Genomic DNA, 26,947 nt, shown 5'->3' with positions numbered 1-26,947 from the left:
CCTTCAAAATTCCCATATCTGTTGTCCTCATTTTGACGTTTTCCAAGTTGAAGACAATGGGGTGATGTGACATTAATTTGTTTCCAAATGCGCAACAGTCGGTGCAATGCAGGCGGTACAGCAAGGATGATATGATGCTTATTGGTAATCTTGATGGCATGACGGTTTTCGCCCGGGTGGTGGAAGAACAGAGCTTTTCCGGGGCGGCACGCAAGCTGGGCATGTCCAAATCCGCCGTTAGCAAACATGTTACCAAACTTGAAGACAGCCTTGGCATTCGCCTGTTGAACCGCACAACCCGGCGACTAAGCCTGACCGATGCCGGGTCTACATTTTATCAGCATTGCGCCCGGGTGGTCGAAGAAATTGAAACAGCGGAACACGCCCTGACCGATTTGCGCGGCACGCCGCGTGGGATATTGCGCATTTCGGCACCTTTAACATTCGGGCAGCAGTTTTTACCCAACGTGATCGCCGATTTTATGCAGCTTTATCCGGGGTTGAAGGTTGATATTCATCTGGCCGACCATATGGTTGACCTGGTGGCGGAAGGGTTTGACATGGCGATACGCATTACGCGCCTGCGCGATTCGAGCATGATCGCCCGCAAACTGGCCGATTTTCACGGCCAACTGGTGGCGTCGCCCGATTATCTTAAAAAACACGGCACCCCCAAACATCCCGCCGATTTAAGCGACCATGACGTGATTGCCTATACCAATACGCCCAATCCCAATATCTGGGATTTTGATGGCCCGGATGGCCATACCAGTGTGCGGGTGAACCCGGTTTTGTGGTGCAACAATGGTGAATTTACCGCAACGGCGGCCCGGCGCGGTCTGGGCATTGCAGGCGAGCCGGAATTTATCATTGCCAATGCCATGCATAGCGGCGAGCTGGTGCCAATCCTGACGGATTATTCGACCCGGCTGGGGGGTGGTATTTACGCGGTTTACCCGGAACGCCGCCATCTGCCGACCAAGGTGCGCCTGTTTATCGATTTTCTGGTGGAACGGTTTGATAACGGGTTGGCCATCGACATGCGCGGACCCTGTGGCAAGATCAAACGTATCGGTGTTAATGAAGCTGTTTCAGACAGCATGCCATCGGACGCACAAGCGACGCGCACCTGAACATTTAAAGCACTTTTCCTTTAATATGACCCATTTTGCCAGGAAACGCGTCCCTATCGTGTTTCGCGTCGCCAGCCAAACAGGCACAATATAACGCCAATGAAAGCAAGGACAGGCAACGGCAACAAGGTGGTGGTGGCGCCAATCAGGGTACGATAGCTGTCGGTGTGGACCATTCCTGCCCAGTTTGACCCATGCCAGATCGCGTCACGGTCAACCCGCCGCCAGGATGGCAAACCGCTTTCTACCCGGCCAATATAGCCGTGATTGGCTAAAACAACATCACTTAGGATTTCGGTGGTTGATGCGGTGTTGCGCCGTTCGCGGGTCAGCACATCGCGGTCCACATGCAGGGCTGTTTGGCTTTTGCCTTCGACGTCACGCGCGGTAATGCGAATAAGGCCATGCTGCGCGATCGGAATGCGGGCCTGCCATGTCTGGTCGGGCTGGCGGGTGAAGGGGGCCTGAATGGCGCGGGACGTTACCGGATCAAGTGCCGTTGCTGTTTGCGGATCGGCACCGATTTTGTGCCAGGTCAGGTTCAGCGACGATCCGTCGGCGGACCGGGTTGTTTCAATGGTGTTTTCTTCCAGTGCCGGTTCCTTCATTAACCAGTGTGATAACCGGCGGAGCAATTCGGCAATTGGGCCACCGCCATCGTGCCCGCGTTGCCACAACCACATCTGATCGCTGGTTAAAATTGCCGCCCGCCCGTCGCCGACCCGCGACAGGGTTAATAACGGCAGGTCGTTGATGCCGGTCATTACTGTCATGGCCTGATTATTGGTTGGCCGGGTTTCAAGTTGCCGATACCACGGGCCCCATTTGGGGGCGGCCTGTCGTGGTCCGGCAATGGCCGAGGTCACCGGGTGCAGACGCCCGGTTTCATTCACCTTGGGGACAAATCTTTGTTCGAGAATACGCCCGGTGGCGGCAAGCGGCATCAAGTGCCCCAGAACCGTATCGGAAAGGCCATCGGCGGCAATATATTCAGGCCCGGCCACCACAAGTGCGGCCCCGCCGCCTTGCACATATTCAACAACCTTTTCCAGATATTGCACTGGCAACACCCCGCGGCGTTGATAGCGGTCGAATATCACCAGGTCAAACTGCGGCAGGCGAACTTCAAACAGGTCGCGAATCGGAAACGGGATGAGTGCCAGTTCGTTGATCGGGGTGTCGTCGCCTTTTTCCGGCGGACGCAAAATGGTGAAATGAACCAGATCAACCCCGGGGTCGGCGCGTAACAAATTGCGCCAGGCCCGTTCGCCAGGGTGGGGTTCGCCCGATAGTAACAACACCCGAAGCCGGTCGCGGACCCCGGTGGTCTCTAAAATAAGCCGGTTGTTGGTGGTGTCGGTTTCGTTGGGAAGGGCGGCCATGCGCAATTCGGCAATAACCGGCCCGGCATGGGGTATCGGAATGCTAATCGGTGTCTTCTGGTTGGCGGGCATCGTAAAGCGCCGGACCGTGCCGTCTTCTTGCAACAGGGTCACGCCCAGCGGTGCCCCGGGGACCATATCGGGGTCGATGGCTTCGACAATGAATTCGGCGTTTTTCCCGACAATGCCGTAATCGACATTCTGGTGCATTTGCAGGCGTCGGTCGCGTTCGTCCCGGGTGCCGGTGATGAGAACATGTAAGGGGGCGTTTAAGTGCAACCGGTTGGGAACATCATGGACCTGCCCATCCGTGATCATGACAACCCCGGCCAACCTTTCACGCGGGATGCCCCCCAAAAGACGGTCAAGGGCGGCAAACATGTTGGTGTGTGTTGTGCCGGGCACATTTTCAATTCGCAGGTCGATGTCAGGATCATTATCGTATTTCTGGTGTAATGCCTCAATCGCCTGATCGGTTTGGGCGGTTCGGTTGCCCAGTTTCTGGCTGTCGGAACGATCCGCCAGAACCAGAATAATGTCGCTTAGCTTTTCGTGGGACTGATCGGTAAATTGCGGGGCCAGCAACCCGACCAGCAACAATGCCATCATCCCTGCGCGCCAGATGCTGCCGCGTAACCGCAAGGCGAGGGCAACAATAACAAGGCTAACCGCCACCACGGTTAACATGCCAAGCCAGCCCGGTGCAATCAGCGGATTGATTTGAAAATCCTGCAAGCTGTTCATCTGCCCAGCCTTTCAAGGATGGCGGGCAAATGAACCTGATCGCCCTTATAGCTGCCGGTCAGGGCATAAATTACCAGATTAACGCCAAATCGCAGGGCCAACTCGTGCTGGCGGGGCGAAATATCGTCTATCGGGTTGCGCGTGGCGGTGCCGTATTGTTCGAGTTCTAACCGGGTTTGAACCCAGGATGCCGCCCAGTCATTGCCCCCAAACAGAACCGATGCCACACCATCAAGTCGCGGGTCGGGGCGGGCATCGACCCATAATGTGGCATCAAACCGGCCATAGGCCTGGTCAAGCAGGTAAAAGCTGCGAAAAATAATATGATTGCGCGGGGCGCGGGCCAGTGTCGGTATTTCAATACCGGCAAGCAGGCTGCGCAAACGGGCGGGTTCAACCTCGCGGTCGCGGGTGTCAATCAGGATCATGCCGCCATTGGCGAGATACCGGTTCAATTGTTCGCGGCCATAGATTGACAGTTCGTTTTGTCCTTCCGCCAGCGGCCAGTAAATCAGCGGATAGAAACCAAGATCATCGGTTTGCGGATTGATCATGACAGGGGCGGCCAGATCGGCTGCCGTGCGTTTGCGCAAGGTATCGGTTAACCCTGCAAGACCGGCATGGCTCAGCCTGTCGATGGCGGCAACGCCGGTTTCCATATAAGCCAGCCTGGGATGCAAGGCGGCCTGAAAATCACGCGGTGTTACGTTTTCTTCCTGTGCGTGCGCAGGGGGGACGCGGCCCAACCCGGCCAGTATCAAAGGGGCACCTGCCGACACAAGAAATAGCATGAAAAGGGTGCGTGTTGTCGGCCGCGATGTCGGTCGGGCCGCGAACGTCGTTGATTGCATCGCAGCGTTCCTGTCGGCTTTTGCCAGGTCTTTTGTCATTTTTTTGCCGCGCTGGTGGCCCTGAAACCGGTTGTTGGCACCGGTTATAATCAGGATCAGGGTATCAAGCAGAAACAGGCAGAAGGCGAGAAAAACGCACAAGGTTGCCAGATCGACCTGGTTATCGTCAGACAGGGTTTTGATTTGTGCCTGATCGGGCCAGCGCACCGGCACATCCAGCCCGGTCAGATACGGGCCGAGATTATAGGCAATAGCCTGGCCGTTTTGACCATAAATGCCGGGCGGGTGACGGGGCCCGGGTATTTCGCTGTCGGTTTGCAAAGGCAGCACCGTCGGATCTGGCTGATGGGCGCGGCCAAAACCATCCAGGATTGATTGAGGGGCAAGTAATGTCTGTATTTGCGGGGAAGACGGGTTTTCGGGACTGGCAAGGGGGAGCAGGCGTTGCCAGATTTCGACAAATAACCCGGACATTGGCAAATTTGACCAGTCCGCCCACGGTGTGACATGGAATAAAACAATGCGCCCGGCATTTTGCGCGATGCTGGTAATCAACGGGGTTCCGTCGGTCAGGCGGGCCCAGGTTTTTGCAACAATGTCGCGGTCGGGTTCGGCCAACAATTGCCGTGTTACGGTTATTTCTTCGGGCACCGGCAAGCCCGAAAACGGACTGTTTTCGCCAAAGCGGGTTAAATGTTTTGGACGTTCCCATGACATGGAACCGCCAAAATCGCGATTGCCCAGCCGTAATGTTACTGGCAAAAACCGGTCATCGGGGCTGCTGGTGGTGGAGCCAGCAAAACGAACCAGCATTCCACCATTGTCGATCCATTGTGCCAGTGCGCCCTGCTGGCTGCCAAGCCCCGGTATGGTGCCGGTTGTTACCAGAATATCGGGTTTTTGCCCTAAAAGGCTGTCCAGGGTGCCATAGGTGATGCTGGCATAAGGTGAAATCGCCCGATCGAGGAAAAAATACCGGTCGGACAGCAAGACGGGGCCTTCGCCGGAACTCACCACGATGCCAACCTTGCGTTGCTGCCATTTCGCTCCCGTTTGAAACAGGGCCGCCGCACTTTCAATATCGGATAGGCCAACGGTCTGGATTGCATTGGCGATATCGCCGGGCAAGGGCACTTCGATACGGGTGCGTGCAGTTTGTTGGGCGATGGTGAGCGGGTGGCGCAAAACGATTTGTCCGCGATCATTGCGTGCAACCAGTGTGGTTTGCCGTGCTGCGGGCTGTACATTATGGCTTAGGGTAACGGTCATGCCATTGCGGTTGCGCGCAAGAGCAGAGATAACAATGGTGCCGTTATGAATTTCGGCACCGGGATGCACAACGATAAGCGGCGATACAGCCGATAAATCCGTGGCAAGTGTTGCTTTGCCCGGGGCATCAATATTATTGGTCAGAAGAATGGCGCCAGCGATGGCGTTGGTAATATCCTGCCGGTCGGCAATCGTTGTGGCAAGGGCCGCGTAGGCAGGTGCCCAGGGGTGGGGTTGCAATCGATCAAATGCATTTTGGGCATCATGGGGCGATAGCGGACCCTGGAGCGGCGGCAGGTCGCTACTGTTGGCCCCTGTTGCTTCGGGCGCGGTAACACCAATAAAGATCGACTGGTTGTTTAACCGCGCCTGATTGACGATTTGTTTCATGCCCTGCTGGTATTGGGGCCAGTGGGCGGCGCCAGACCAGCTGTTATCAACCATGACCAATATGGCCCCGTTTTCCGGGGCGTAATCGGTTTTGTTTAAAACCGGATGGGCGGCAGCCAGTATTAAGGCCAGTAAAATCAGGCTGCGTAAAATCGTTTGCCAAAGCGGTGCGTGTTCGGCATTGCGGCGGTTATGGGCCGCGCCAATTAACAGCAGGGCGGCTGGGAAAACTATTTTGCGCGGCCGGCGCGGCGCACTGCGAATGATCAGCCATAAGACCGGCAGCAACAACAAGCCAGCCAGCAGCACAGGATATAAAAACGTGACGGCACCAAATATCATGGCCGATGCCCGGCGTTGGGGGGGCTGGCCGTTGTTTTGCCACTGCGTACCGGTCGTTCGGTAATGTGCTGGTAAAGGGCCAGCAATGTCTGGCTGGGGCTTTGGTCGGTGATGTGCTGGTCATACAGCCACTGGCTGGCCATTGCGGCATCGCGAATGCGTCCACGCCATTTCCGGCTGCGATGGATAAATTCCGCGCGCAGGTCTTCAAATTTTTCACTGCGGAAAATTACGGTGTCATTGGTGTTAGTGAAATCGATGCGCCCGGCAAAATCCGGTGTGCATTCCGCCGGGTCGAGAACCTGTATCAGGGCGCCATCATTCTGATTGTGGACCAAGCGGCGCAGTATCGGTGCTGGCGCGCGTTCAAGCGGGGCAAATTCCAGAAAATCCCCCACGATCAGAACGGTATTACGACGGCCGGGATGAATGTTGTTGCCACCGGCATCCATGTCCGACGGTGCAGCCAGCATGGCATGGCCAAGTTTGGCAAGCTGGTCATGCACGGTAATGCGGCTGTGGGGCGGGTCGAATGCGCCAACAGTTTCGCCATTGCGCAACAGCAAATCGGCCAGTGCCAGCGCGATCACCATCATGCGGTCGGCTTTGGGCGGGCCTTTGGCATCCGATGCCCAAAACGATGACATGCCAAATAGCGGCCATATCCAATAGGTGTGGCTGGCTTGCCATTCGGTTTGGCGGATATAGGTCTTGTCGCTGCGCGCGGAGCGCCGCCAGTCGATTTGGCCGGTAGGATCACCGGCAATATAGGGACGAAATTGCCAGAAATCGCTGCCCGGACCGACCTTGCGATTGCCATGCAAACCACTGCGAAGGGCCGTTGCCATCCGCCGGGATTCGTCAACAAGTTGCGGCAATCGCGCCGCCAGTGAACGGGCGGCGGCAATCTGATCGGGCAAATTGCGCGCAGGCACCATTATGCTTGCTGATCCCTTATTTTTGAAAGAACATCCGTGATTAGCGAGGCGGCCGAAAAGCCATCGGCGCGTGCGCCATAGGTCAGCCCGAAACGATGGCGCAACACTGGCACAGCCAAGGCCGCAACATCATCAGGCGACGGGGCAAAACGCCCCTGCAACATGGCCCGCGCCCGACATGCCAGCGACAGCGACTGTGCGGCCCGCGTGCCCGGCCCCCAGGCAACATTGTTGGCAATATCGGCAAACGGAGTGCTTTCGGGGCGACACGCGCGGCACAGGGCAATAATGGTATCCAGCACGCGATCAGGCATGGGCAGGCGACGGACAAAATCCTGGGCTTCGATCAGTTCGTCGGTATGCAAAATCTGACGGGGCCGGTTGATATGGCGACCTGTTGTTTGTGCAACAATGCGCCGTTCGGCATCCTGATCGGGATAGGCAAGGCGCACTTCCAACAAAAAGCGGTCAAGCTGGGCTTCGGGCAGGGGATAGGTGCCTTCCTGTTCCAACGGGTTCTGGGTGGCCAGCACGTGGAACGGAACGGGCAGGGCATGGCTGTAACCGGCAACCGAAATTTCGCGTTCCTGCATGGCTTGTAACAGGGCCGACTGGGTGCGCGGGCTGGCACGGTTAATTTCATCAGCCAGCAATAACTGGCAAAAAACCGGGCCTTTGATAAAGCGAAAGGCGCGTTTGCCATCGGGCCCGTCGTCAAGCACTTCGGAGCCCAGAATATCGGCCGGCATCAGATCGGGGGTAAACTGAACCCGTTTATCAAGTAAGCCCAATGCCTTGCCAAGGGTATGGGCCATTAATGATTTGCCAAGGCCAGGTGCGCCAACCATCAAAACATGACCACCGGCCAAAACCCCGATCAATGTCTGGTCAACGGCTTCATCCTGGCCGAATATGATAGAGGCGATCATATCGCGGGCTTCGCCCAGACGGGCAACACAGGCATCAAGGCGGGCCGCATCCTGTTCAAGGCTGCTGGCGCGCGACATGCCAAATTCTTCAGGAAAGGTCTGCGTGTTTGTCATGGCCGTAAATTCTGCATCCTCTGTTGCGCTGGATCTATCGGGCTGTCACACAGGCTGGCAATTCCAGGATCGTAAACTAGTTAATAAGCAGGCTATATTAGAAACCTTGACCGTAAGTGTATAGCATGACCCAAAACGATAAAACTGTCGATCTTGCCGAAAATCTTTGGAAACGCCTGCGGAGCGGCAAACCGCCCGCAGGCCGTCATCCGCAAATATGCGGGGATATTCCTATGTCCATAAATCGTGATGGAACCTGGTATTATCAAGGTGGCCCCATTGGCCGGGTCGAACTGGTCAAACTGTTTGCCACCGTTTTACAGCGTGACGAAGAAGGCGGGCATTGGCTGGTGACACCCGCTGAAATGGCGCGGATCGATGTGGAAGACGCGGCCTTTGTGGTGGTCGAGGTGACGCGTGGTCATGATGAGACGGGGGCGCGGCCCGACGAAGAGGGAGATCACGCCGCCAAAACCGGCGTGATCCGGATGCGCACCAATATTGACCAGTGGGTGGAACTTGATGAAAACCATTCGTTGCGGGTGGAGGAAAACCCCAAAACCGGTGAACCATCGCCCTATATCGCGCTGGATCGCGGGCTTGAAGCGCGTTTGAACCGTGCAAGTTTTTATCAATTGGTCGACTGGGCCGAAGAAATAACCGCCCCTGATAGCCCCGACACCGTCCTTGGCGTTTACAGCCATGGACGTTTCTTTAAAATTGGCACGGTGGAGAATGATGAAGCATGACACCTGACAACATCATGGCGGCCTTGAATGCCCCGCGCGAGGGTCTGAAATTGCGTGTTGGGGACCATGCTGTTGATTTTCCCGGTTCCAAATCCCGTGCGCGCGCCTTTGCCGAAGGCGCGCTTAAATCCCGTGCTGCTGCGGTATTGGTGCCGCTGGTGCATCGTGACGATGGATTATCGGTGATTTTAACCCGGCGAACCGCCCATTTGAAGGCCCATGCCGGGCAAATCAGCTTTCCGGGCGGGCGCAAGGAAGATGTCGATGCCGATCTGGATGAAACGGCCTTGCGCGAAACCGAAGAAGAAATCGGGCTGAATCGCCGTCATATTCGCCTGCTGGGTCGGTTGAATGATTATTATACCGTCACTGGTTTTCAGGTGACGCCGGTTGTGGGTATCATAACCCCGCCGTTTGATATTGTGGCCGATCCGTTTGAAGTCGACGAGGTTTTCGAGGTGCCATTGTCGTTTATCCTTGAACCGGGCAACCAGAAACTGCAAACCGTGGATTTTGAAGGGGCCAGGCGGCGCTATTTTGCCATCCCCTATCAACATTATTATATTTGGGGCGCAACGGCGGGAATGCTGGTGAATTTCAGCGACGTGTTAAGGGCTCATCAGCAAAACGTGACCCGGCCAACCGGAAAATAGCTTAAGGGTGGGGCTGAATGATTTGGCTTTGTTGCTGTGGCGTGTCATTGATGCCGTTGTGATAATTCAGAAAGAAAGCTGCCATGCTGCGTGAAATTATCCAGATTGCTCTGCCAATTATTTTACCATTTGTGATTTACGCCATATGGTTGAAATATGCGCGGACAAAAGCGATCCGAGAAGGACATGATGTGGTGCCACCGTGGGATCAGGGACCGTGGCTTTTGCTGTTTTTAATTGGTGTTTTGCTGGCCGGAAGTATTTTGGTTTTTACCGCCCTGACAAGCGGTGCCTCGCCTGATTCGATTTATCACGCCCCCGAACTGAAAGACGGTGTTATTTCGCCAGGCTATTTTGAACCCAAAAAGCCGGAATAACCAAACCGGCTTGTTTTGATCCTTCTGATTGATCCCTCGCAAGAACGCGCATGACAAAACTTAACCCCACCGGCCATTTGGCCCCTTATGGTGTTATGGCAACGCCTGAAACAGCACGACTGTTTGCCGCCCTGGCGCAAAAGGGCGGCACGGCGCGCTATGTCGGCGGCATTGTGCGCGATGCCCTTTTGGCGCGCGACCTGGGTGATGTGGATATTGCCTGCGATTTAAAACCCGAAACCAGCATGAAGGCCCTTGAGGATGCGGGCATTCGTGTGATTCCGACCGGGTTGCAGCACGGCACAATTACGGCCCTTATCAACGAATATTCCTATGAGATTACCACCCTGCGGGTTGATGTCATGACCGATGGCCGCCACGCGGAAGTCGCCTTTACCGATAACTGGTGGCTAGATGCCAAGCGCCGCGATTTTACGTTTAATGCCCTGTATTGCGACCCTGATGGCACCATCTATGACCCGTTTGATGGGGAAAGTGATTTGCGGGCGGGCAAGGTGCGGTTTATTGGCGTGGCCGAAGACCGCATTGCCGAGGATTATTTGCGCATTTTGCGGTTCTTTCGCTTTTTTGCTCATTTTGGCCGTCCGCCGCTTGATGCGATTGGTGCCGAAGCCTGCCGCAAGGGGGCATCCGGGCTGCGCAGTGTATCGCGCGAACGCATCCGCGATGAAATGTTTAAATTGCTGCGTGCCAAAACGCCGGCCGCCACCATTGCCAATATGGTCGGGTTTTCGGTGTTGCCGGTTATTTTGCCTGAACTGGTTAATATTCCCCGGCTGCGTATTGTTGAATGGCTTGAAACCACGGCCTTGGCCGACCCGGCGATTACCGTTGATCCGCTACGCCGGATGGCGGCATTGTTTACATCGGACAAGGGGGGCGATGAAGGCATTGCCCATGCCGCGCAATGCGCCCGTTCTTTGCGGTTATCCAACGATGAAGTCGAACGGTTTTCGTTGATGACGGCCAGTTTCCGCCTGATCAGCAACGTGATGGATGCCAAACGTATTCGCCGCCATTTGTATCATTTAGGGGCCGATGCCTTTCGCGATGCCGTGATCATGGCATGGGCAGATCATGCCGCCAGGGCGGAGCGCCCGATGCCGGGTGAAAATGCCCGCTGGCAGGAAATGTTGGCCTGTGCCCATGAGTGGCAGGCACCGCAATTGCCGGTAAAGGGGCGCGATATATTGCAGGCAAACCTGGTGCCGCCCGGCCCGATGGTAGGGCAATTGTTGCGCCTGGCCGAAGAATACTGGCTTGAAAACGATATGACCCCGGATCACACCCGCTTGATGGCCTATATGGCCGATCATGTTCCAACCCGCCCGGATTCCAATCTGCCTCAGGAGACAAAATGACAGATCGTATTATTGGCCATCGGATTTGTTTTTTTGGCGACAGTCTGGTTAATGGCGTGCGCGACGGGCAAAAGGGCGGCTGGCCGATGCGCCTTGGCCAACGGTTGCTAAGCGATGTCGGGCTGGATGCGACAATTTATAATTTGGGCATTCGTGCCGAAACCAGCAGCGATTTAAAGGATCGCTGGCAGGCTGATGCCACACGCCGACAGGTCGCAGATTTTCCGTTGGTGCTGGTTTTTTGCTTTGGCCTTAATGATGCCAACCACGCACAGGAACGCGGCGAGGAAACCACCATGCGGGTGTCGCATGCGCAATCGCTTGCCAATGCAACCGATATCATGACCAAAGCCCGCGCGATGGCCCCGACCCTGTGGGTGGGGCCGCAGGCCGTTATTGATGGCGGGCGGTCGAGTAAAATTGTCAATGAACGGTTGGAAGGATTGAACCAGCTGTTTGCGGAAACCGCCAAGGGAATGGATATTCCCTATTTTGATGTGTTGGCGCGCACCCGGACCGATGAAACATGGCAACGCGCCTTGCGTCGCGGGGACGGATATCATCCCGATGCGGCAGGCTACGATATATTGGCTGAAATGATTTGGCAGTGGCAAGGCTGGCGCGATGTTTTTGGCATCGGCAACTGATCACCGGCCCTGTTTGGGGGGGAAGGGCGTTTTTCATCATCGAACGGCCTTAAAGCATCTTTCTTTTAATATGACGCACTTTGCCCGCGCAGGGTTTAATTTTGGCGGCGTTTGGCCGCGTTACACCTCTCGACCGATGTGCCGCATCGCTCAGCGCGTTGTGCCTTGCCAAACGGCACGCCAAAATCAAACAAAGTGCGTCATATTAAAAGAAAGATGCTTTAAATATTTATGCTGTCAGGTCAACGCGGCTGCCGCGCGGCAGGTTAAGGGCCGCAATGTTTGCGGCCTGGCCGGTACGGCTATATCCGGTCGCCGCGCTTTGTGGTTCGTTTGCATCAATGGTCAGGGCTGAATAGGCATCGCTTGCGCTGCTGGCAGCGGCATTTTGCGATTGGCGCGGCAGGTTTTTTTGTCCGCTGCGATCATCGCCAATCGTATCGCGTTGTGAGGAGGGGCTAAGGGCCTCGCCGGTCTGGTCAATGATCTGGTCAAAATCGCCACGCGCCGCAGGTTCGGCAACTGGCGCAATCGGGCGCAGGGCCGCAGGAACAACCGCATTATATACAGAACCAATTTTGCCGATCATGGCGTGCGATATATCCGCGCAAACAAAAACAAAAATTCAACCGGGTAGGCCGCACATCATAATCTGGCCGCTGACCGTGGGAAGCATTATTTATTTGTGGGGATAATTGCCATATATAATCGTCGGACAAAGGCTGTATTTTTTTAATAACTATTTGAAAATAAAAAGATAAATATCAATCCGGATATTGCTCCAAGAGTGCAGTCTGTTCGCGGGCCGGGGCTGTTTGACCCGCACTTGGAGGATTGCTATACGAATCGCTAGTTTCATAGAGGGCGGTGGCAAACCGGTCCGGGCTGTTTTTGGCCTGGTCTTTCAGTTTTGCGGCTTCGGTTGAAATATGATCCAGCGTGATATCGGTGCGATTTGGCGGCACCCTGATCAGGGCGGCACTGACTGTCATCAAGGGAAAACGTTTATTGCTGCCGTCGCGCCCTTTGCCTTGCAAAAAGCCGGTTTCGCGGGTGTTGGGGTCGTAAAAACTTTTGATTTCCTCGTCAAACATCGCTTGTGCCCGACGCACGGCCAAAACAGCGTCTTCAAAATCAATCGATTGCACATAGGCGAAAAAATCGTCGCCGCCAACATGGGCGATAAACCAGGCATTCTGGCTCAAAGCCTTTCCCAGAATATCCTTGAACAGCAAAATGGCGCGGTCCCCCTGGCGGAACCCGTAGCGGTCGTTAAACGGTTTGAAATTGTCGAAATCAAAATAGACAGCAAAACGTCGTTTGCGCGGTTTGGACAGGGCATTGGCCGCATAGCGATAAATGGCACTGTTGCCAGGCAGGCGGGTTAACGGGTTTTCATCACGGGCATTGAGGGTGTTGCGTTCGTTCACAGCACGCAACAGAGCGCGCTGGTCGAGAACACCCAGATAGCGCCCGTCTTCGGTCAGGATCAGCCCGTCAAGCGTGTCGGCCGACACAAATGTTTCAAGCAGATCAGACAGGCTGGTGCCAATATCGGCCGAGGGGCAGCGGCGCAAAAAGCGCGACAAATAGGCCCGGTTGGACGGGTTTTGCAGCAATTCGCGGCCAAACGGGGTGTAGATAAACGCTTTGAAGTCCGAATCGCGAATAATACCAACGGGTTCATCGCGGCGATTGATCACGGGGACAATGGTTGAATCGGCGTTTTTCTGAAAGAAATCCAGAATATCGTTGGGTTTTATGGTGTCAGGAACGGCCTGTGCCTCGATCATGAAGGAGCGGAGCAATTCGCCGTCATGGTCACCCTGGCGGCGCTTCTGGACTAAAATTTCGGTCACTTCGGGGATGATGTCGGTGCGTTCAGGCAGGGTAACCGAGGGGCGGGCGATAAAAAATCCTTGGACAAAATCGCAACCGACCCGACGGCAACACATCAGTTCTTCCAGTGTTTCCACACCTTCGGCGACCACTTGCGCGCCAATCATGTGCGAAAAGCCGGTAATCTGGGTGACAAACAGTTCCTTGCGCCGGTCCTTGTCCATGCCATCAATAAAGAAACGGTCAATTTTGATGATGTCGGGTTCGCAGTCATAAAGCGCGCGCATCTGGGCAAAGCCACTGCCGTAATCATCAATTGCCACCTTGAAACCCTGGGCCCGGTAGCGCAGCAGGATGTCTTGAAAATTGTGGGCATGGCTGATGTCGTGACGTTCGGAAATTTCCAGGCACATTGCATCGGGTCCCAGCCCCGCGGCGATCAGAAGTTCCAGCGTCTGGCCGGGGCGGTAATCGGCGGTGCGGACAACACGGCTGTCAAAGTTGTAAAACAGCTTTAATTTATCGGCATTGGGCAGACGGGCAAACTTGTTGATGACAATGGCGCGAAACTCCATGTCCACACGGTGCAGCACGTCGTTTTCCCACGCGGTATCAAACACATCCTGAATGGAACCAAAACCGGCTTCCGACCAGTTGCGCAACAGCGCTTCATACCCAAAAACGCGCCCGGTATGGGTGCTGATGATAGGTTGGAAGGCAAAATCTATCGTTTTAATAATATGGGGCCAGTCGCGCGGAACATGTCTATGCGCAGAAATGGACGTCGGAACGGTGGTATCATCAGACCTGAGCGTCACGCTCATTTACCCTCGTGCAGCGGATCGTTAAGCAACCTCGTTGTCTTGGCAGGCTGCAATCAACATGCTGTTAGCGCACTTTTGGTATCACTTTGATGACAATTGAATGACCGATAGATGACAACATCAATCAAGCGTCAAATAGTCGCGTATAAGGTTTCGGGTAGTTATACAAAAGTATTGATAATGAACCGGCTGTCACGGGATTAGCTGTGCGCCAAAACCTGTCCTAACCGGGCTTTCTATGCGCAAGCGGGTGGTGTTCCTGCACAAGGCCACGCAATCGGGACTCGATCACGTGGGTATAGATCTGGGTTGTTGAAATGTCGGAATGGCCCAGCATTTGTTGCAGGCTTCTAAGATCTGCCCCATTGGCCAAAAGGTGGCTGGCAAAGGAATGGCGCAGCACATGGGGGGACACGCGTGAGCGCGCAATGCCTGCCTTATGGGCCAGATCCTTGATCATGTTTAAAAACATTTGCCGGGTGAGATGGCCGGTTTTGCCACGAGAGGGAAACAGATAGATCGATTTCCCCGGTTGGCCGCCGCTATCAAGGGGAATAAACGCATCGCGGATTTCAATATAGGTAACCAATGCCCGTTTGGCCGGGGCCGACAGGGGAACCAGGCGTTCCTTGTTGCCCTTGCCGCGCACCACCAGCATTTGCGGGTCACGGGCGACCGCACTATAGGGCAGTTCGACCAGTTCGCTAACCCGCATCCCGGTGGCATAAAGCAGTTCGACCATCGCCAACAGACGGGTCCCCTTGATGCCATCTTGCCGGTTGGCAGTATCGATCAGGCGGTCAATTTCATCGGTGGTTAAAAATTTGGGCAGCACCATGCCCAGACGGGGGCTGTCGATATGGGCCGACGGGTCATCGTTGCGAATGCCATCGCCATAGATGAATTTGTGAAACTGTCGCACCGCCGACAGGCGGCGGGCCTGCGTACGTGCGGCAAGCCCGGCATCGGCCAATTCACCCAGATATCGACGCACATCATCGGGTTGAGCCTGTGACAGGCTGGTTTTTGCCGCCTGTAAAGATGCGCTATAATCGTCAAGGTCGCGGCGATAGGCATCAAGCGTATGACGGCTGGCCCCGCGTTCAGCCGCCATCATTTCCAGAAAATCGGAAACAAGCCGGTCGTCACGCGGGTGTGTCACCATGTCGTTCTTTTACCCATGATCGTTTACAGGCCATTTTCCATGATCGTTTCAACGGCAATGCGTCGTGCGTCGCCCTCCAGCCCCACCATATGCAGGGCGGCGATGGACTGGCCCAGTGAAACCGGGTTTTGCAGATCGGCACTGATGCCGCCATTGGCGATGACAACCAGCGACGCCACAGTTGCGCGCTGATTGTTGCGCGCGGCCTGTGCCAGTTTGTGAACCACCCCGGCATTGGGAACGGCACCCGAAACGACATAGGGCTGAACCAGCAGGTTGTCCCACAATTTTTCCGGGACTTCGATGCCAAAAGCGGCAAACAGGCTATAGACCAGTTCGGCGTCATTCCGTGCCGCCACCTGGTCGTCACGCGCCATTTGCTGTTCGGCCCATTCATCCATGCGTGCCCGGTGTTTGGCCTGGGCCTGCGATGTCGGGGCCGTTTCGGTCAGGGGCGGGGTTGGTTTTACCGTTCCGCCCAATCCGTAATTCCTGATCGCGGCAAGGCCGGTACTTGTGGCGCTTTCGCCATCGGTTGCGCCGGTGTCTTCCAGCCCGGATAAAGCCAGTGCCGGGTATAGAACAATCAGGCGGCCTTCAAGCGCGTTACCGGCATTGGCCGATGCCTTGGCCTGCGACAGCCATCCCCCGGCGCGTTCAAGGTCGTTGCTGTAAATTGATGCGGCCAGCGCATCGGTGGCAAACCAGGCAAAATCGTTATTGATGGGGACATCTTCAAGCAATGGCGCACACAGGCGCGCAATCTGGCCATAGTCGCCATTGTTACGCGCATTGTCATACATATGGGCCAGAATTTCTGCCCGTACTGCCGGCACATCGGACTTGGCGGCCGCTTGGTAAAGCTTGGCATATTCGCGGGCTGGCGCGCTTTCGCTGGCATCATTAAGCACATCTTGCAGTTCGGCGGAGCTGAACGTAACGGCCTTGTATACGGTCGCCAGTTCATCGGTGGTAATATAACCTTGCCGTTCGGCAAGGCGTGCCGCCTCAAGTTTTAAATCAGATGCGGTATTGGCACTTTTGACAAACGCGATCAGGGTGGGGGCGTCGGCATTTTGTAACAGGCTGGCGGGCAGGCCCTGTTTTGTCAGTTCCAACATGGCCACATCAAGCGGGCGCAAATTGACCAAAAGAGCGGTTGGAACGTTGCCGCCATTGCGAATGGCCTTGTTCAAGGCAAAAAACAGCTTGTCGCTTTCACCTTCGACTTCGCGCACCAGATCGGTGCTAAAGCTGGCGGAGGATGTGTTTTTGCTGCGGAGCTGGCAATAGACCGCTGCCTTTAACCAGAACGATGTATCGAACCGGGTGCCGTATCCATCAATCGCGGCACAGGCATCGTCAAGCTGGCCGGTTACCAAAAGAGCGTTGACTTCGGCTTCGGCAAGGTCGGCGGCGGGTTTGTTTTGCGATGTCACGCTGATCAGCCGGGCAACATCCCCATAGGCCCCGATTGATTGCAGTTTTGCAATGCGGTGGGCCACAAGGCTGATGTCTTTGTGGTCGGCCGGGGCGGCGGCAATGCTCAGCAATATTCGCCGTTCCAGATTGCGCATGGCACGATTGGCAGGGTGGTCGGGCAGGCCGTCAATCAGGTTGGCTGCGGTCAGGCGACTGCTGCCAGACCACATATCCGCGCCCAAGCCACCTGAATCGCGATCAAGGACCCCGACCGATTCGGCATCAACCGCGTTTAGTTCAAGTGTTTGCACCGCATCAGGGTCCGTCGGGGTGTTCAGGCTGGTGCCCTTTTTGCCCCAGCCAAAAACCCCATTGGGTCCCTGGGGTATGCCTTGTTGCGATCCTGTGGCGCCACCCGGTGTTCCGTCATTTTGTCCCGGTGCTGTCGGTGTTGCACCGGTGGCCGTGGCCCCATCTTGTGACGGGGTTTGGGTATCGGCATTGCGGTTTTGCAAAAACAGCGGAACGGGGCCTTGCTGGGCCTGGGCGGGGATAACCTGCATCAATGTACCCAACCCGGTCAGGCAGGCAAAGACACAGGCCCTGGTGGTGCCTGGACGCATTTTAATTGAACCTCGAATCAGGGATGGGCTGTTCGATTTGCGATGTCGGTGCCGGTATATCCCAGGTCACAAGGAAAATGGCGCCACCCGCGATAACCGCGATAATCAGAAAAAGAATGATCCGGGATAGAATTTTCATGGGCTCTCAAGCTTTGGTTTGGGTGTTCTGACCGAGACATCAGTCATATTGCGAAAAACTGGTTACATCCTAATTCGGCAGGACCAAGGCAGTCTAGGGCCGAGAACGTTAATAATTGCATGTCAATTTTACGATCATGGTGAAGTTGGGCATACTGATCGTCAATTCTCCGTGCGGTTTGCTTGCGTTCCGCGCAACCGTGCCCTAAAGAATTGTACAACAGTGTCAACACGTCTCAGGCGGTCAAGGGACCGTATGAACATGGTAAAACAGGATTGCAAACCGGTCATGGAGAGCAAAATTGCCGATTCGGGTTTGCACACGGATATATTAGCAACGATCAGTGCCAGGTTAAACAACCGGTCGCTGGTTTTCGTTGGCTTGATGGGGGCGGGCAAAAGCTGCATTGGCCGTATGGTTGCCAAAACGCTTGATCTGCCTTTTGTCGATGCCGATCGCGAAATCGAGGAAGCTGCGGGCTGCTCGATCGCCGATATTTTTCGGCTTTATGGCGAAGATGCCTTTCGCGATGGCGAAGAACGCGTCATTGCGCGCTTGCTTGAAGGCGACCCGGTTGTTCTGGCGACGGGCGGTGGTGCTTTTATCCGTGAACAAACCCGTAAACTTATTTTGGAAAAGGGTGTTTCGGTTTGGCTGCGGGCCGATCTGGAAGTGCTGGTTCATCGGACAGCGGGGCGTCCGCATCGCCCGTTGTTAAATAAAGGGAATCCGCGCCAGATTTTGGCCGAGCTGATTGAAACGCGCTATCCGGTTTATGCCGGTGCCAATGTAACATTTGATTGTGGGGATGCCTCGAAAGAGGATACCCGCGACGGGGTTCTTGCCGCCTTGGCAGAGGCCTTTGATGACAATGGAAAGTTGAAATCTTGAACAGTGCTGAAACCCTTCGCGTCGAACTGGGCGCACGCAGTTATGACATCGTGATCGGCAGCGGGTTGTTACCCGAAACCGGCACTTATGTGGCCCCGTTTGCGAAATCGGCCGGGGTGGTCGTGATCACCGATGCCACAGTTGCCAAACTGCATTTGCCAATTGTGGCGGCATCGCTCGATCGCGCGGGCATCCGGCATCACAGTGTTGTGGTGCCTGCGGGCGAAGCCTCAAAAAGTTTCGCCTGCTTTGAAGAGGTGGTTGAACAAATTCTGGCGCGCGGCATTGAACGCTCAACGCTGATTATTGCGCTGGGCGGCGGGGTGATTGGTGATTTGGCCGGGTATGTGGCGGCTTCCTTGCTGCGCGGGCTGGATTTTGTCCAGATCCCGACAACCCTTTTGTCCCAGGTTGACAGTTCGGTTGGCGGTAAAACCGGGATTAATTCCAAATCGGGTAAAAACCTGGTGGGTGCGTTTCATCAACCGCGGCTGGTGCTGGCCGATACCGCCGTGCTTGATACCTTGCCGGAACGCGAAATTCTGGCGGGCTATGCCGAAATAGCAAAATATGGCCTTATTGATGATCCCGAATTTTTTGACTGGCTGGAGATCAACGCCCCGGCCGTGATTGCCAAAGATGGTGATGAACGTAAACAGGCGGTATTACGCAGTTGTGCGGCCAAGGCGCGGATCGTGTCGCAGGATGAACGCGAAAACGGCAAGCGCGCCCTGCTTAATCTGGGGCACACCTTTGGGCATTCATTCGAGGCCGAACTGGGCTATGACGGGCGGTTGCTGCACGGGGAAGCCGTGGCAATGGGCATGGTCATTGCGCATGATGTCTGTGCGGCAATGGGCATGGCACCGGCACAGGAGACAGCCCGGATCATTAAACATCTGGTTGCGGTGGGCCTGCCGGTGCGGGCATCGCAAATTGCCGGTGTGCACTGGGACGTTGACCGGTTGATCAGCCACATGTCGCACGATAAAAAAGTTCGCGACGGGCAGATTACTTTTGTTATGACCCGGGGCATTGGCAAGGCGTTTACGTCGCGCGAAATGGATGTCGGCAAAATGCGGTCGGCTATTTCACGGTCGTGCCAATCCAATTAGGCGCAAGCGACGGGTGACGTTCTTTTGTGGCGATTGTGATGCGCTGACAGGCATTGATACGAATTGATCCTGCCGGTTTTGATTATTCGGGCTGGCAGGTGTGATACATTGTTTGGCTGAACTTGAAGGGCAAAAATTGTCCTTCTGATAACGAGGGGACCAAATGACAATCACGATTGTCGTGATTTTTATTCTGCTGATGTTGTCGGCGTTTTTTTCGGGGTCGGAAACGGCCCTGACGGCGGCATCGCGTTCGATCATGCATCACAAGGAACAGAATGGTGATGCCCGCGCTATTATTGTCAATCGCCTGCGCGAACGCCAGGAACGGCTGATTGGCGCGATCCTGCTGGGGAATAACCTGGTCAATATTCTGGCATCGGCGATGGCAACATCGGTGATGATTGCCACTTTTGGCCCCAACGGCGTGGTTTATGCAACAGCCGCAATGACCGCCCTGGTGCTGATTTTTGCGGAAATCATGCCCAAAACCTATGCGCTGAAACATGCTGACAGCATGGCGTTGCGCGTTGCACGGCCGATGAAGTTTCTGGTTACGCTTTTTGCCCCCGTTACCGAAACCATCCAGTTTATTGTGCGCGCCACCATGCATTTGTTTGGCAGTGGCGACGGCCCTGGTACCGACAGCGAACGCGAATTGCGCGGGGCAATTGAACTGCATGCCGATGACGAAGTGATTGGCGATCATCAGGCTGAACGGGCGATGCTGCACGGTATTCTTGACCTTGATGATGTCGGCGTGTGGGAAATCATGGTGCACCGTCGCAAGGTGCAGATGATTGATGTGTCGCGCTCGATGGATGAAATTCTGGAAACCGTGCTGGCCAGCCCGCACACCCGTATTCCGATTTATGAGAATGACCCCGATAACATTGTTGGTGTGTTGCATGCCCGTGAAGTGTTAAAGGCGATTGTACGGGGTAACAAACCTGAAAACGCCAAAGCCGTGCGCGAACTTGCGGCAAAGCCGTGGTTTATTCCCGATTCGACAACCCTGGCCGACCAGTTAAAGGCCTTTAAGGAACGGCACGAGCATTTCGCGATTGTTGTCGATGAATATGGTGCCTTTGAAGGTGTGGTGTCGCTGGAAGATATTCTGGAAGAAATCGTTGGCGATATTGCCGATGAAACCGATGTCGAGGTGGTCGGCGTGCAGCCGCAGGCCGATGGCTCTGTCATTGTGCGCGGCGATGTGACCATTCGCGACCTGAACCGTCGTTTCGGCTGGCGATTGCCAGACGAGGAAGCGGCCACCATTGCCGGGCTTTTGCTCTATGAAACCCGGCGTATTCCCGATGTTGGGCAGCAGTTTCGCTTTCACGGGCTGGAATTTGAAGTCTTGCGCCGGGTGCGCAATCAGGTGACGCGGGTAAAACTGCGCCAGGGTGACAGTGTGCCTGCAAGCGACGATAGCTAAGCGGGTCTCTTTTTGCAAAACCGGCTGACGACCCGAAACCATTGTTTAAAGAACACATTAGCCCGCAGCATTCCTGCGGGCTGATGTGTTTTGTGATCGGCTATTTATGGTTTTACGTGTTAAATGGTCGCAAATGTTCTACTTATCGGTTAAAATTTGTCTGATGGCATTCCCGCCGGTTTTGCGCCGGTTCGCCAGTGGTGCCATGTAACGGCAACAGCAAACCGCATAGAGAGACAAAATGGACACAAAAATCGTACCGGGTCTCGTGAAGGAACAATCCCTGGCCACCCTTAACCCTGCCGATTCCGTGATGGATGCGGTGTCACTGATGACCGAACGCAAAATTGGTGCGGTCATTGTCGTTGATGATTCTGCCCGGCTTGCCGGTATTTTTACGGAACGCGATCTGGTGAACCGGGTGGTTGCAAAGCAACTTGACCCCGCCAAAACAGCACTTGCCGACGTGATGACGGCCAACCCCGATACCCTGCGCCCCAACGACAGCGCCAAAGATGCGCTGGCTCTGATGAGCATTCACCGTTATCGCCACTTGCCGGTGGTGGACGGGGAAACCGTTGTAGGCATGGTCTCCATCCGTGATTTGTTCAATGTGGTCAAGGAGGGGCTGGAAGACGAAGTGCGTGACCGTGAAAAGTTCATTTTCGGGTCGGATTACGGCGTTGCCTAAGGTTTATGGCTCCGGCATTTTGCTGTTTTAAGGTCTGATTGCATCGCCAAAGGCGACGGCTTGATCTTGCAAAGTGCGTTTCTGAGTTGACACAGAGGCTTGTTCTGTCTTTACGTTTACGTAAAGGAGAGAAAAATGCCCCTGTCAGAACCCGCTCCGCGAGAACACATACATACCCGAAAAATAACCTGCACCGGTTATCGGCGTGCCGATGGCCTGTGGGATATTGAAGGGCATATCACCGATGTTAAAACCTATGGCTTTGCCAATTATGATCGCGGCGAAATCCCCGCCGGGGTGCCGATCCATCAGATGTGGCTGCGCATTACCGTGGGCAATGACATGGTTATCACGGACGCCGAAGCCGTAACCGATCATGCGCCGTTTGCGGCCTGTGGAGAAATTGCCCCAAATTACAAAAAGCTGGTGGGGCTGAAAATTGGTACGGGATTAAAACGGCAAATACGTGAACGGGTTGGCGGTATTCATGGATGTACCCATTTGACGGAACTTATGGGGCCGGTGGCAACCACGGCCTTTCAAACCATTTTTCCAATTCGTGCGCGCGAAGCCGCTGAAAAACAACAACGCCAGGAACAGGAAGGCATGGCAACGCCGCGCAAGCGCGAAAACCCGCTGGTAAACAGTTGCCATGGCTGGCGCAGTGACGGGGCCGCTGTAAAACGTATCGCCCCCGATAACTATACTGGCCCCGATCCGGATTAATCACGAAAGATGCACATTCGTTTCAATATGTCCTGTCTGGTCAGGGTGTTTGATGGCAGCGGGCGTTGAGGGAACAACCGGGGACGACGGTTAAAACCTGCCGGTTTGGCAATCGGGACTCGTGACGGGTATGGGGCATATTCCCCAAGAATTATTAAATTCTGGCGGCAAACCGCCGCGACAGAGCGATTTTCGGTTGCTGAAGATGTATGTTTTGCAAGGTGTTGTTTAATATACTAGACTATAGATCAGGTATGCTACTCGAAAGAGATTGTCTTCAAGCGTTCTTGCCCCAATATTGGATAGGTATGTGGGATAGGGTATTGCTTGGGGACGGTTATGGCACAGGTGAGGATTTATCGGGGTGGAAAACAACTGGCCCTGATGTTGTTTTTAAGTGTGGTTGCCGGGCTGGCAGGATATCACCGTGCAAAGGCGGACCCTGCCAGCAAGCGTTTTCTCGTCCTTCAGACAAATTTGCAGCCGCCCTACCAGGAATTTGATAACGGTGCGTTGACCGGCACAACAATCCGTCGGCTTGATTGTGCATTTCGAAAAATCGATGTCGATTACGGCATCACCCTTGCCCCCCGCCAGCGCAACCGCGATATGACCCGCAAGGGTCAGGCAGACGGTTTTTTCCTGTCGCGGCTGTCACCTGAAATGGCAAGTTACGCCGAGCCAACATTGCCGCTGGCCTTGGAAAAATGGGTTTGGGTGTCACGTCATCATGTCAATGACGGTCCGTCGCGTGTTCCCCATCCCGACCAGAATGTAACGGTTGGGGCGGTTCTTGGTTCAAACGAAGCAGAATGGATTCTCGATCAGGGATATCCTGATGTGGTTCATGCGCCTTCATTGCGGTCTTTGATTGCGTTGCTGCAAAAAGGTCGGATTGATTTTGCCGTGACGGATCAGCAATCCTTTGCCAGGAAACGCGAAGATTTGAACCTGAACGCCGATGATTTTAGCGAGCGTTTTGCCAGTTATATGCCGCTGGTCATGTATTTTGCCCACAATTACATACAAGAGAACCCTGAAATCCTGAAAAAGCTGAACCGGGCCCTTGATGCCTGCGAGCCTGCCGTGGTCAAACTTGATCATGACGAGCAAGACCGGATCATGCGCGAAGAAGTGGTGAGGATTCGCCAACTGATGCGGGCCCCGGCACTGATCAACGCCCTGCGCAACCAAGCCAACCAACAGGACCCGGCAACCGGCACTATTGTTAGCCCGGACAAAGTTGTGGCGCTGGACCGCGACTGGCAGGAAGCCAGTGCCAATGGAACCGCGTCGCGCCTGGCGGCCGAAATTTTGCAAAATGATGTCTCCACCTATTTGCAACGTGCCTATCGTAACCGCGATGTTCGTTTCGCCGAGGCTTTCATTTTTGATCGTCAGGGGCTGATCATTGGCATGTCCAGCCCGACCAGCAATTATGATCAGTCGAGCGAAGCCAAATTTAACATCTTTGCTGAAAAAACCGCCGATGCCGTGCAAATCGCCGATATTTACTATGACCCGTCGTCATCAAAGTTTTTGTCGCAAATTACGATGCCGGTGACAGACCCGCAAAACGGCGACGTGCTGGGCGCGCTGACCGTCGGGCTGGATGTGACGGCAGCCCTGACCAGCCAGGACTGAGAACCAGCACCAGCACTGAAACAGGTGCGCGTTTGATTTGCCGGTTCGCTTTGTTTTGCACACACCCCACCTGTTGCCATCTCATATCCATCATATCCATCAGGACAGTTCGCTTGGGCACGAGGGTAAAATTCCGCCCCGAACCTGCATCGGGTCTCGGGCTGAAATCATGGTGGGATGCCCTAAATGTTTAAACATTTAGTCTTTATTTGGCAATATTGGCCCATTCGCTTGGCGACATGGTTTTCAAGGCCAGGGCATGAACCCGGTTTTTAAGCAGATCGTCGAGCGCGCTATAAACCATGCGCTGCCGGTTCACGCGATTCTGGCCGTCAAAACAATCGGCAACGATCAATACTGAAAAATGGGACTCGCCCCGGGGGTCCGCACCGGAATGACCGGCATGTTTGGCGGAATCATCAATAATTTCAAGTTTGGCCGGGGTGAACCGGGCGGTGATGATCTCGCGGATTTGCTGGGCAACTTGCATGTAACATTCTCTAATCGTTGGAAGGATGGCTCGATTTCTTTAAAATCGCGGTAACTTTGGCGTTCTTTTGCGACGGAAAGGAGCAGCCGTAAATTTTTTCAACCCTTTTATCATTCGCAATCGGCACATATGATATTGCATCTCTTGAATGTTCCGAACATATAAACCTCCATGAACAGAGCGCAACGAAACAAACGCAAGACGTTGTATTTTAGCGAGCCCGATCTGCCAGAGTGCGATTGGCCTGGCTGTGCGGAGCATGGGGAATTCAGAGCCCCCAAGGACCGCCAACTCAGCACCTATTATCAGTTCTGTCTGGAGCATGTGCGGCAATACAACAAGTCCTGGGACTATTTCAGCGGCATGAAAGCCGATGATATCGAAGAACATGTGCGCCGCGACGCCCATTGGCAACGCCCGACCTGGCGATTTGGCCATATTCGCGGGGCCAAAAAACCATTCGATTTCAAGTTTTCTGATGGTTTTGGCTTTTTCAACGAAGAAGGTGAACAAACCCATCATGGACCAGGTGGCGACCCCAATACCCACCGTCGTGAACGCAATGCCGAAGATGCCGCGCGCAAGGCCGGGGCCCTTGGCATGCCGCGTGAACAGCAAATGGCAATGGCGACACTGGATCTGGGCTGGCCGTTTTCCAAAGACGAGCTGAAGTCCAAATACAAACAGCTATCGAAAAAATACCACCCCGATGCCAACGGGGGGGACAAGCGCGCCGAGGAACGGTTTAAAACCATCAGTGCTGCTTATTCGAGTTTGATGACCTATATTCGCGATCTCGAAGCACGCGTTTCGATATAACCCGCTTGCGCGAATGGGGGGTGCAGGCACGGGTTTTTGCCCCGCGGGAAAATTTTTCGGTATCTTTCCTTTGTCCGCGGCGGCTTAATCGTTATTAATGACGAAGATGACACATTCGGTCGGATCAACCGGCCCCAAAATGCGCGAGTCCTTATGAGCCAAAGTTACGAAGCGAGCGGTGGTGCAGCGGAACATCCGCTGGATGCACCCGATACCAAAATTTCTGTCCGCGAGGCCTTCGGGATTGATTCCGATATGATGGTCCCGGCCTTTAGCCAGACCAGTGAACATGTTCCGGCTGCCGATTCGACCTATCGTTTTGATCGTGATACCACGCTGGCGATCCTGGCGGGGTTCGCCCACAATCGTCGTGTGATGATTCAGGGCTATCATGGCACGGGTAAATCCACCCATATTGAACAAGTGGCATCACGCCTGAACTGGCCGTGTGTGCGGGTCAACCTTGATAGCCATATCAGCCGTATCGACCTGATCGGCAAGGACGCCATTGTTCTGCGTGATGGCAAACAGATTACCGAATTTCGCGAAGGCATTTTGCCCTGGGCCCTGAAACGTCCTGTGGCCATGGTGTTTGACGAATATGATGCCGGTCGCCCCGATGTGATGTTCGTGATCCAGCGTGTTCTGGAAGTTGATGGCAAGCTGACCTTGCTTGATCAGAACAAAGTGATCCACCCGCATCCGTTTTTCCGGTTGTTTGCCACATCGAACACGGTTGGCCTGGGCGATACCACCGGCCTTTATCATGGCACCCAGCAGATTAACCAGGCGCAGATGGACCGTTGGTCGATTGTGGCGACATTGAATTATCTGTCTGTTGCCGATGAAACCAACATCGTTGCTGCCAAAGTTGCCAGTTTTGATAATGCCGAAGGTCGCAGCAAGATCGAGGCAATGGTGGCCCTTGCCAATCTGACCCGTCAGGGGTTTGTGTCGGGCGATATTTCAACCGTGATGAGTCCGCGTACTGTGATTACGCTCGCTGAAAATGCCGAGATTTTTAACGATATCGCCTATGCCTTCCGTGTCACTTTTCTTAACCGCTGTGACGAGGTAGAACGGCCCATTCTGGCCGAATATTACCAGCGTTGCTTTGGCGAGGAACTGCCGCAAAGTGCAATCAATGTGATGGTGCGTTAAGCGCACCATCCCTGACTTCAGGTTCGTTGCAAATTGTGACGCAACGCCCGAAACCCCAGC

23 protein-coding genes are annotated in these 26,947 nt (G+C 54.8%); 14 read left to right on the top strand and 9 right to left on the bottom strand.

What is annotated here, in order from left to right; genetic code table 11:
* The first annotated feature begins 131 nt into the window (after window positions 1–131).
* Complete coding sequence (locus tag AAC086_RS09125) at window positions 132–1,133, top strand: LysR family transcriptional regulator (protein ID WP_339777970.1); 1,002 nt, start codon at window positions 132–134, stop codon at window positions 1,131–1,133.
* Between the two features lie 53 nt (window positions 1,134–1,186).
* Here the strand turns inward: AAC086_RS09125 and AAC086_RS09120 are convergent, their stop codons facing one another.
* The 4 genes from AAC086_RS09120 to AAC086_RS09105 are packed head-to-tail and all read right to left on the bottom strand — an operon-like array spanning window position 1,187 to window position 8,092.
* On the bottom strand, window positions 1,187–3,259 hold the full coding sequence (locus tag AAC086_RS09120; RefSeq protein ID WP_339777969.1) for a hypothetical protein: 2,073 nt from the start codon (window positions 3,257–3,259) through the stop codon (window positions 1,187–1,189).
* Window positions 3,256–6,111, bottom strand: a complete 2,856-nt coding sequence (locus AAC086_RS09115; RefSeq protein WP_339777966.1) for a DUF4159 domain-containing protein — start codon at window positions 6,109–6,111, stop codon at window positions 3,256–3,258. Before AAC086_RS09115 ends, AAC086_RS09120 begins: the two co-directional genes overlap by 4 nt.
* Window positions 6,108–7,049, bottom strand: coding sequence for a DUF58 domain-containing protein (locus tag AAC086_RS09110; protein ID WP_339777963.1), 942 nt, complete (start codon window positions 7,047–7,049; stop codon window positions 6,108–6,110). Before AAC086_RS09110 ends, AAC086_RS09115 begins: the two co-directional genes overlap by 4 nt.
* Window positions 7,049–8,092 carry a MoxR family ATPase gene (locus AAC086_RS09105; protein WP_339777960.1) on the bottom strand — a complete coding sequence of 348 codons (1,044 nt, stop codon included), beginning with the start codon at window positions 8,090–8,092 and terminating at the stop codon, window positions 7,049–7,051. The genes AAC086_RS09110 and AAC086_RS09105 overlap by 1 nt, the downstream gene beginning before the upstream one ends.
* Window positions 8,093–8,217: 125 nt before the next feature.
* Here AAC086_RS09105 and AAC086_RS09100 point away from each other — a divergent pair, with 125 nt between their 5' ends.
* The 5 genes from AAC086_RS09100 to AAC086_RS09080 all read left to right on the top strand — a co-directional run bounded on the left by AAC086_RS09100 (window position 8,218) and on the right by AAC086_RS09080 (window position 11,900).
* A complete protein-coding gene (locus AAC086_RS09100) occupies window positions 8,218–8,841 on the top strand; it encodes a DUF1285 domain-containing protein (protein ID WP_339777957.1) in 624 nt (207 codons plus the stop codon).
* The gene (locus tag AAC086_RS09095; RefSeq protein ID WP_339777956.1) at window positions 8,838–9,494 is read left to right on the top strand and encodes a CoA pyrophosphatase; all 657 of its coding nucleotides are present in this window, start codon (window positions 8,838–8,840) and stop codon (window positions 9,492–9,494) included. The genes AAC086_RS09100 and AAC086_RS09095 overlap by 4 nt, the downstream gene beginning before the upstream one ends.
* Window positions 9,495–9,577: 83 nt before the next feature.
* Window positions 9,578–9,871, top strand: coding sequence for a DUF6111 family protein (locus AAC086_RS09090; protein WP_339777953.1), 294 nt, complete (start codon window positions 9,578–9,580; stop codon window positions 9,869–9,871).
* Between the two features lie 50 nt (window positions 9,872–9,921).
* Window positions 9,922–11,253: a CCA tRNA nucleotidyltransferase gene (locus AAC086_RS09085; protein ID WP_339777950.1), complete on the top strand. Its 1,332-nt coding sequence runs from the start codon at window positions 9,922–9,924 to the stop codon at window positions 11,251–11,253.
* On the top strand, window positions 11,250–11,900 hold the full coding sequence (locus AAC086_RS09080) for a GDSL-type esterase/lipase family protein (RefSeq protein ID WP_339777947.1): 651 nt from the start codon (window positions 11,250–11,252) through the stop codon (window positions 11,898–11,900). The genes AAC086_RS09085 and AAC086_RS09080 overlap by 4 nt, the downstream gene beginning before the upstream one ends.
* Before the next feature lie 229 nt (window positions 11,901–12,129).
* Here the strand turns inward: AAC086_RS09080 and AAC086_RS09075 are convergent, their stop codons facing one another.
* The 4 genes from AAC086_RS09075 to AAC086_RS09060 form a co-directional block, all read right to left on the bottom strand.
* Entirely contained in the window at window positions 12,130–12,489 is a 360-nt protein-coding gene (locus AAC086_RS09075; RefSeq protein ID WP_339777945.1) for a hypothetical protein, read from the bottom strand.
* 175 nt (window positions 12,490–12,664) lie between these two features.
* Complete coding sequence (locus AAC086_RS09070; protein WP_339777942.1) at window positions 12,665–14,563, bottom strand: GGDEF domain-containing protein; 1,899 nt, start codon at window positions 14,561–14,563, stop codon at window positions 12,665–12,667.
* Between the two features lie 223 nt (window positions 14,564–14,786).
* The gene (gene xerD, locus AAC086_RS09065; RefSeq protein WP_339777939.1) at window positions 14,787–15,728 is read right to left on the bottom strand and encodes a site-specific tyrosine recombinase XerD; all 942 of its coding nucleotides are present in this window, start codon (window positions 15,726–15,728) and stop codon (window positions 14,787–14,789) included.
* 23 nt (window positions 15,729–15,751) lie between these two features.
* Window positions 15,752–17,773 carry an antifreeze glycopeptide gene (locus AAC086_RS09060; protein WP_339777937.1) on the bottom strand — a complete coding sequence of 674 codons (2,022 nt, stop codon included), beginning with the start codon at window positions 17,771–17,773 and terminating at the stop codon, window positions 15,752–15,754.
* 394 nt (window positions 17,774–18,167) lie between these two features.
* Between AAC086_RS09060 and AAC086_RS09055 the strand changes: the two genes are divergently transcribed.
* The 6 genes from AAC086_RS09055 (at window position 18,168) to AAC086_RS09030 (ending at window position 24,417) form a co-directional block, all read left to right on the top strand.
* Window positions 18,168–18,803 (top strand): shikimate kinase, encoded by a 636-nt coding sequence (locus tag AAC086_RS09055; RefSeq protein WP_339777934.1) that lies wholly within the window; start codon window positions 18,168–18,170, stop codon window positions 18,801–18,803.
* Window positions 18,800–19,918 carry a 3-dehydroquinate synthase gene (gene aroB / locus AAC086_RS09050; RefSeq protein WP_339777932.1) on the top strand — a complete coding sequence of 373 codons (1,119 nt, stop codon included), beginning with the start codon at window positions 18,800–18,802 and terminating at the stop codon, window positions 19,916–19,918. The genes AAC086_RS09055 and aroB overlap by 4 nt, the downstream gene beginning before the upstream one ends.
* Window positions 19,919–20,081: 163 nt before the next feature.
* Window positions 20,082–21,356 carry an HlyC/CorC family transporter gene (locus AAC086_RS09045; RefSeq protein WP_339777930.1) on the top strand — a complete coding sequence of 425 codons (1,275 nt, stop codon included), beginning with the start codon at window positions 20,082–20,084 and terminating at the stop codon, window positions 21,354–21,356.
* Window positions 21,357–21,597: 241 nt separating this feature from the next.
* Window positions 21,598–22,047, top strand: a complete 450-nt coding sequence (locus AAC086_RS09040; protein WP_339777929.1) for a CBS domain-containing protein — start codon at window positions 21,598–21,600, stop codon at window positions 22,045–22,047.
* Window positions 22,048–22,182: 135 nt separating this feature from the next.
* Window positions 22,183–22,773: a DUF2889 domain-containing protein gene (locus tag AAC086_RS09035; protein WP_339777926.1), complete on the top strand. Its 591-nt coding sequence runs from the start codon at window positions 22,183–22,185 to the stop codon at window positions 22,771–22,773.
* A gap of 339 nt (window positions 22,774–23,112) precedes the next feature.
* The gene (locus tag AAC086_RS09030) at window positions 23,113–24,417 is read left to right on the top strand and encodes a hypothetical protein (RefSeq protein ID WP_339777924.1); all 1,305 of its coding nucleotides are present in this window, start codon (window positions 23,113–23,115) and stop codon (window positions 24,415–24,417) included.
* A gap of 205 nt (window positions 24,418–24,622) precedes the next feature.
* On the opposite strand, the gene AAC086_RS09025 is transcribed toward AAC086_RS09030, so the two are convergent.
* Window positions 24,623–24,907, bottom strand: coding sequence for a BolA family protein (locus AAC086_RS09025; RefSeq protein WP_339777920.1), 285 nt, complete (start codon window positions 24,905–24,907; stop codon window positions 24,623–24,625).
* 171 nt (window positions 24,908–25,078) lie between these two features.
* Between AAC086_RS09025 and AAC086_RS09020 the strand changes: the two genes are divergently transcribed.
* On the top strand, window positions 25,079–25,726 hold the full coding sequence (locus AAC086_RS09020; RefSeq protein ID WP_339777917.1) for a DnaJ domain-containing protein: 648 nt from the start codon (window positions 25,079–25,081) through the stop codon (window positions 25,724–25,726).
* Window positions 25,727–25,879: 153 nt separating this feature from the next.
* On the top strand, window positions 25,880–26,887 hold the full coding sequence (gene cobS / locus AAC086_RS09015; RefSeq protein ID WP_339777914.1) for a cobaltochelatase subunit CobS: 1,008 nt from the start codon (window positions 25,880–25,882) through the stop codon (window positions 26,885–26,887).
* The last annotated feature ends 60 nt before the right edge of the window (window positions 26,888–26,947 follow it).

The organism is uncultured Thalassospira sp. (assembly GCF_963976115.1).
Classification (GTDB): domain Bacteria; phylum Pseudomonadota; class Alphaproteobacteria; order Rhodospirillales; family Thalassospiraceae; genus Thalassospira.
Note: the sequence above shows the minus strand (reverse complement) of the source record. Positions and strands in the feature narration are given on the sequence as shown.

Coding starts and splice junctions, on each gene's coding strand:
- AAC086_RS09125 (WP_339777970.1), top strand. CDS start 132: ATGATGCTTATTGGTAATCTTGATGGCATGACGGTTTTCGCCCGGGTG.
- AAC086_RS09120 (WP_339777969.1), bottom strand. CDS start 3,259: ATGAACAGCTTGCAGGATTTTCAAATCAATCCGCTGATTGCACCGGGC.
- AAC086_RS09115 (WP_339777966.1), bottom strand. CDS start 6,111: ATGATATTTGGTGCCGTCACGTTTTTATATCCTGTGCTGCTGGCTGGC.
- AAC086_RS09110 (WP_339777963.1), bottom strand. CDS start 7,049: ATGGTGCCTGCGCGCAATTTGCCCGATCAGATTGCCGCCGCCCGTTCA.
- AAC086_RS09105 (WP_339777960.1), bottom strand. CDS start 8,092: ATGACAAACACGCAGACCTTTCCTGAAGAATTTGGCATGTCGCGCGCC.
- AAC086_RS09100 (WP_339777957.1), top strand. CDS start 8,218: ATGACCCAAAACGATAAAACTGTCGATCTTGCCGAAAATCTTTGGAAA.
- AAC086_RS09095 (WP_339777956.1), top strand. CDS start 8,838: ATGACACCTGACAACATCATGGCGGCCTTGAATGCCCCGCGCGAGGGT.
- AAC086_RS09090 (WP_339777953.1), top strand. CDS start 9,578: ATGCTGCGTGAAATTATCCAGATTGCTCTGCCAATTATTTTACCATTT.
- AAC086_RS09085 (WP_339777950.1), top strand. CDS start 9,922: ATGACAAAACTTAACCCCACCGGCCATTTGGCCCCTTATGGTGTTATG.
- AAC086_RS09080 (WP_339777947.1), top strand. CDS start 11,250: ATGACAGATCGTATTATTGGCCATCGGATTTGTTTTTTTGGCGACAGT.
- AAC086_RS09075 (WP_339777945.1), bottom strand. CDS start 12,489: ATGATCGGCAAAATTGGTTCTGTATATAATGCGGTTGTTCCTGCGGCC.
- AAC086_RS09070 (WP_339777942.1), bottom strand. CDS start 14,563: ATGAGCGTGACGCTCAGGTCTGATGATACCACCGTTCCGACGTCCATT.
- xerD (WP_339777939.1), bottom strand. CDS start 15,728: ATGGTGACACACCCGCGTGACGACCGGCTTGTTTCCGATTTTCTGGAA.
- AAC086_RS09060 (WP_339777937.1), bottom strand. CDS start 17,773: ATGCGTCCAGGCACCACCAGGGCCTGTGTCTTTGCCTGCCTGACCGGG.
- AAC086_RS09055 (WP_339777934.1), top strand. CDS start 18,168: ATGAACATGGTAAAACAGGATTGCAAACCGGTCATGGAGAGCAAAATT.
- AAC086_RS09045 (WP_339777930.1), top strand. CDS start 20,082: ATGACAATCACGATTGTCGTGATTTTTATTCTGCTGATGTTGTCGGCG.
- AAC086_RS09040 (WP_339777929.1), top strand. CDS start 21,598: ATGGACACAAAAATCGTACCGGGTCTCGTGAAGGAACAATCCCTGGCC.
- AAC086_RS09035 (WP_339777926.1), top strand. CDS start 22,183: ATGCCCCTGTCAGAACCCGCTCCGCGAGAACACATACATACCCGAAAA.
- AAC086_RS09030 (WP_339777924.1), top strand. CDS start 23,113: ATGGCACAGGTGAGGATTTATCGGGGTGGAAAACAACTGGCCCTGATG.
- AAC086_RS09025 (WP_339777920.1), bottom strand. CDS start 24,907: ATGCAAGTTGCCCAGCAAATCCGCGAGATCATCACCGCCCGGTTCACC.
- AAC086_RS09020 (WP_339777917.1), top strand. CDS start 25,079: ATGAACAGAGCGCAACGAAACAAACGCAAGACGTTGTATTTTAGCGAG.
- cobS (WP_339777914.1), top strand. CDS start 25,880: ATGAGCCAAAGTTACGAAGCGAGCGGTGGTGCAGCGGAACATCCGCTG.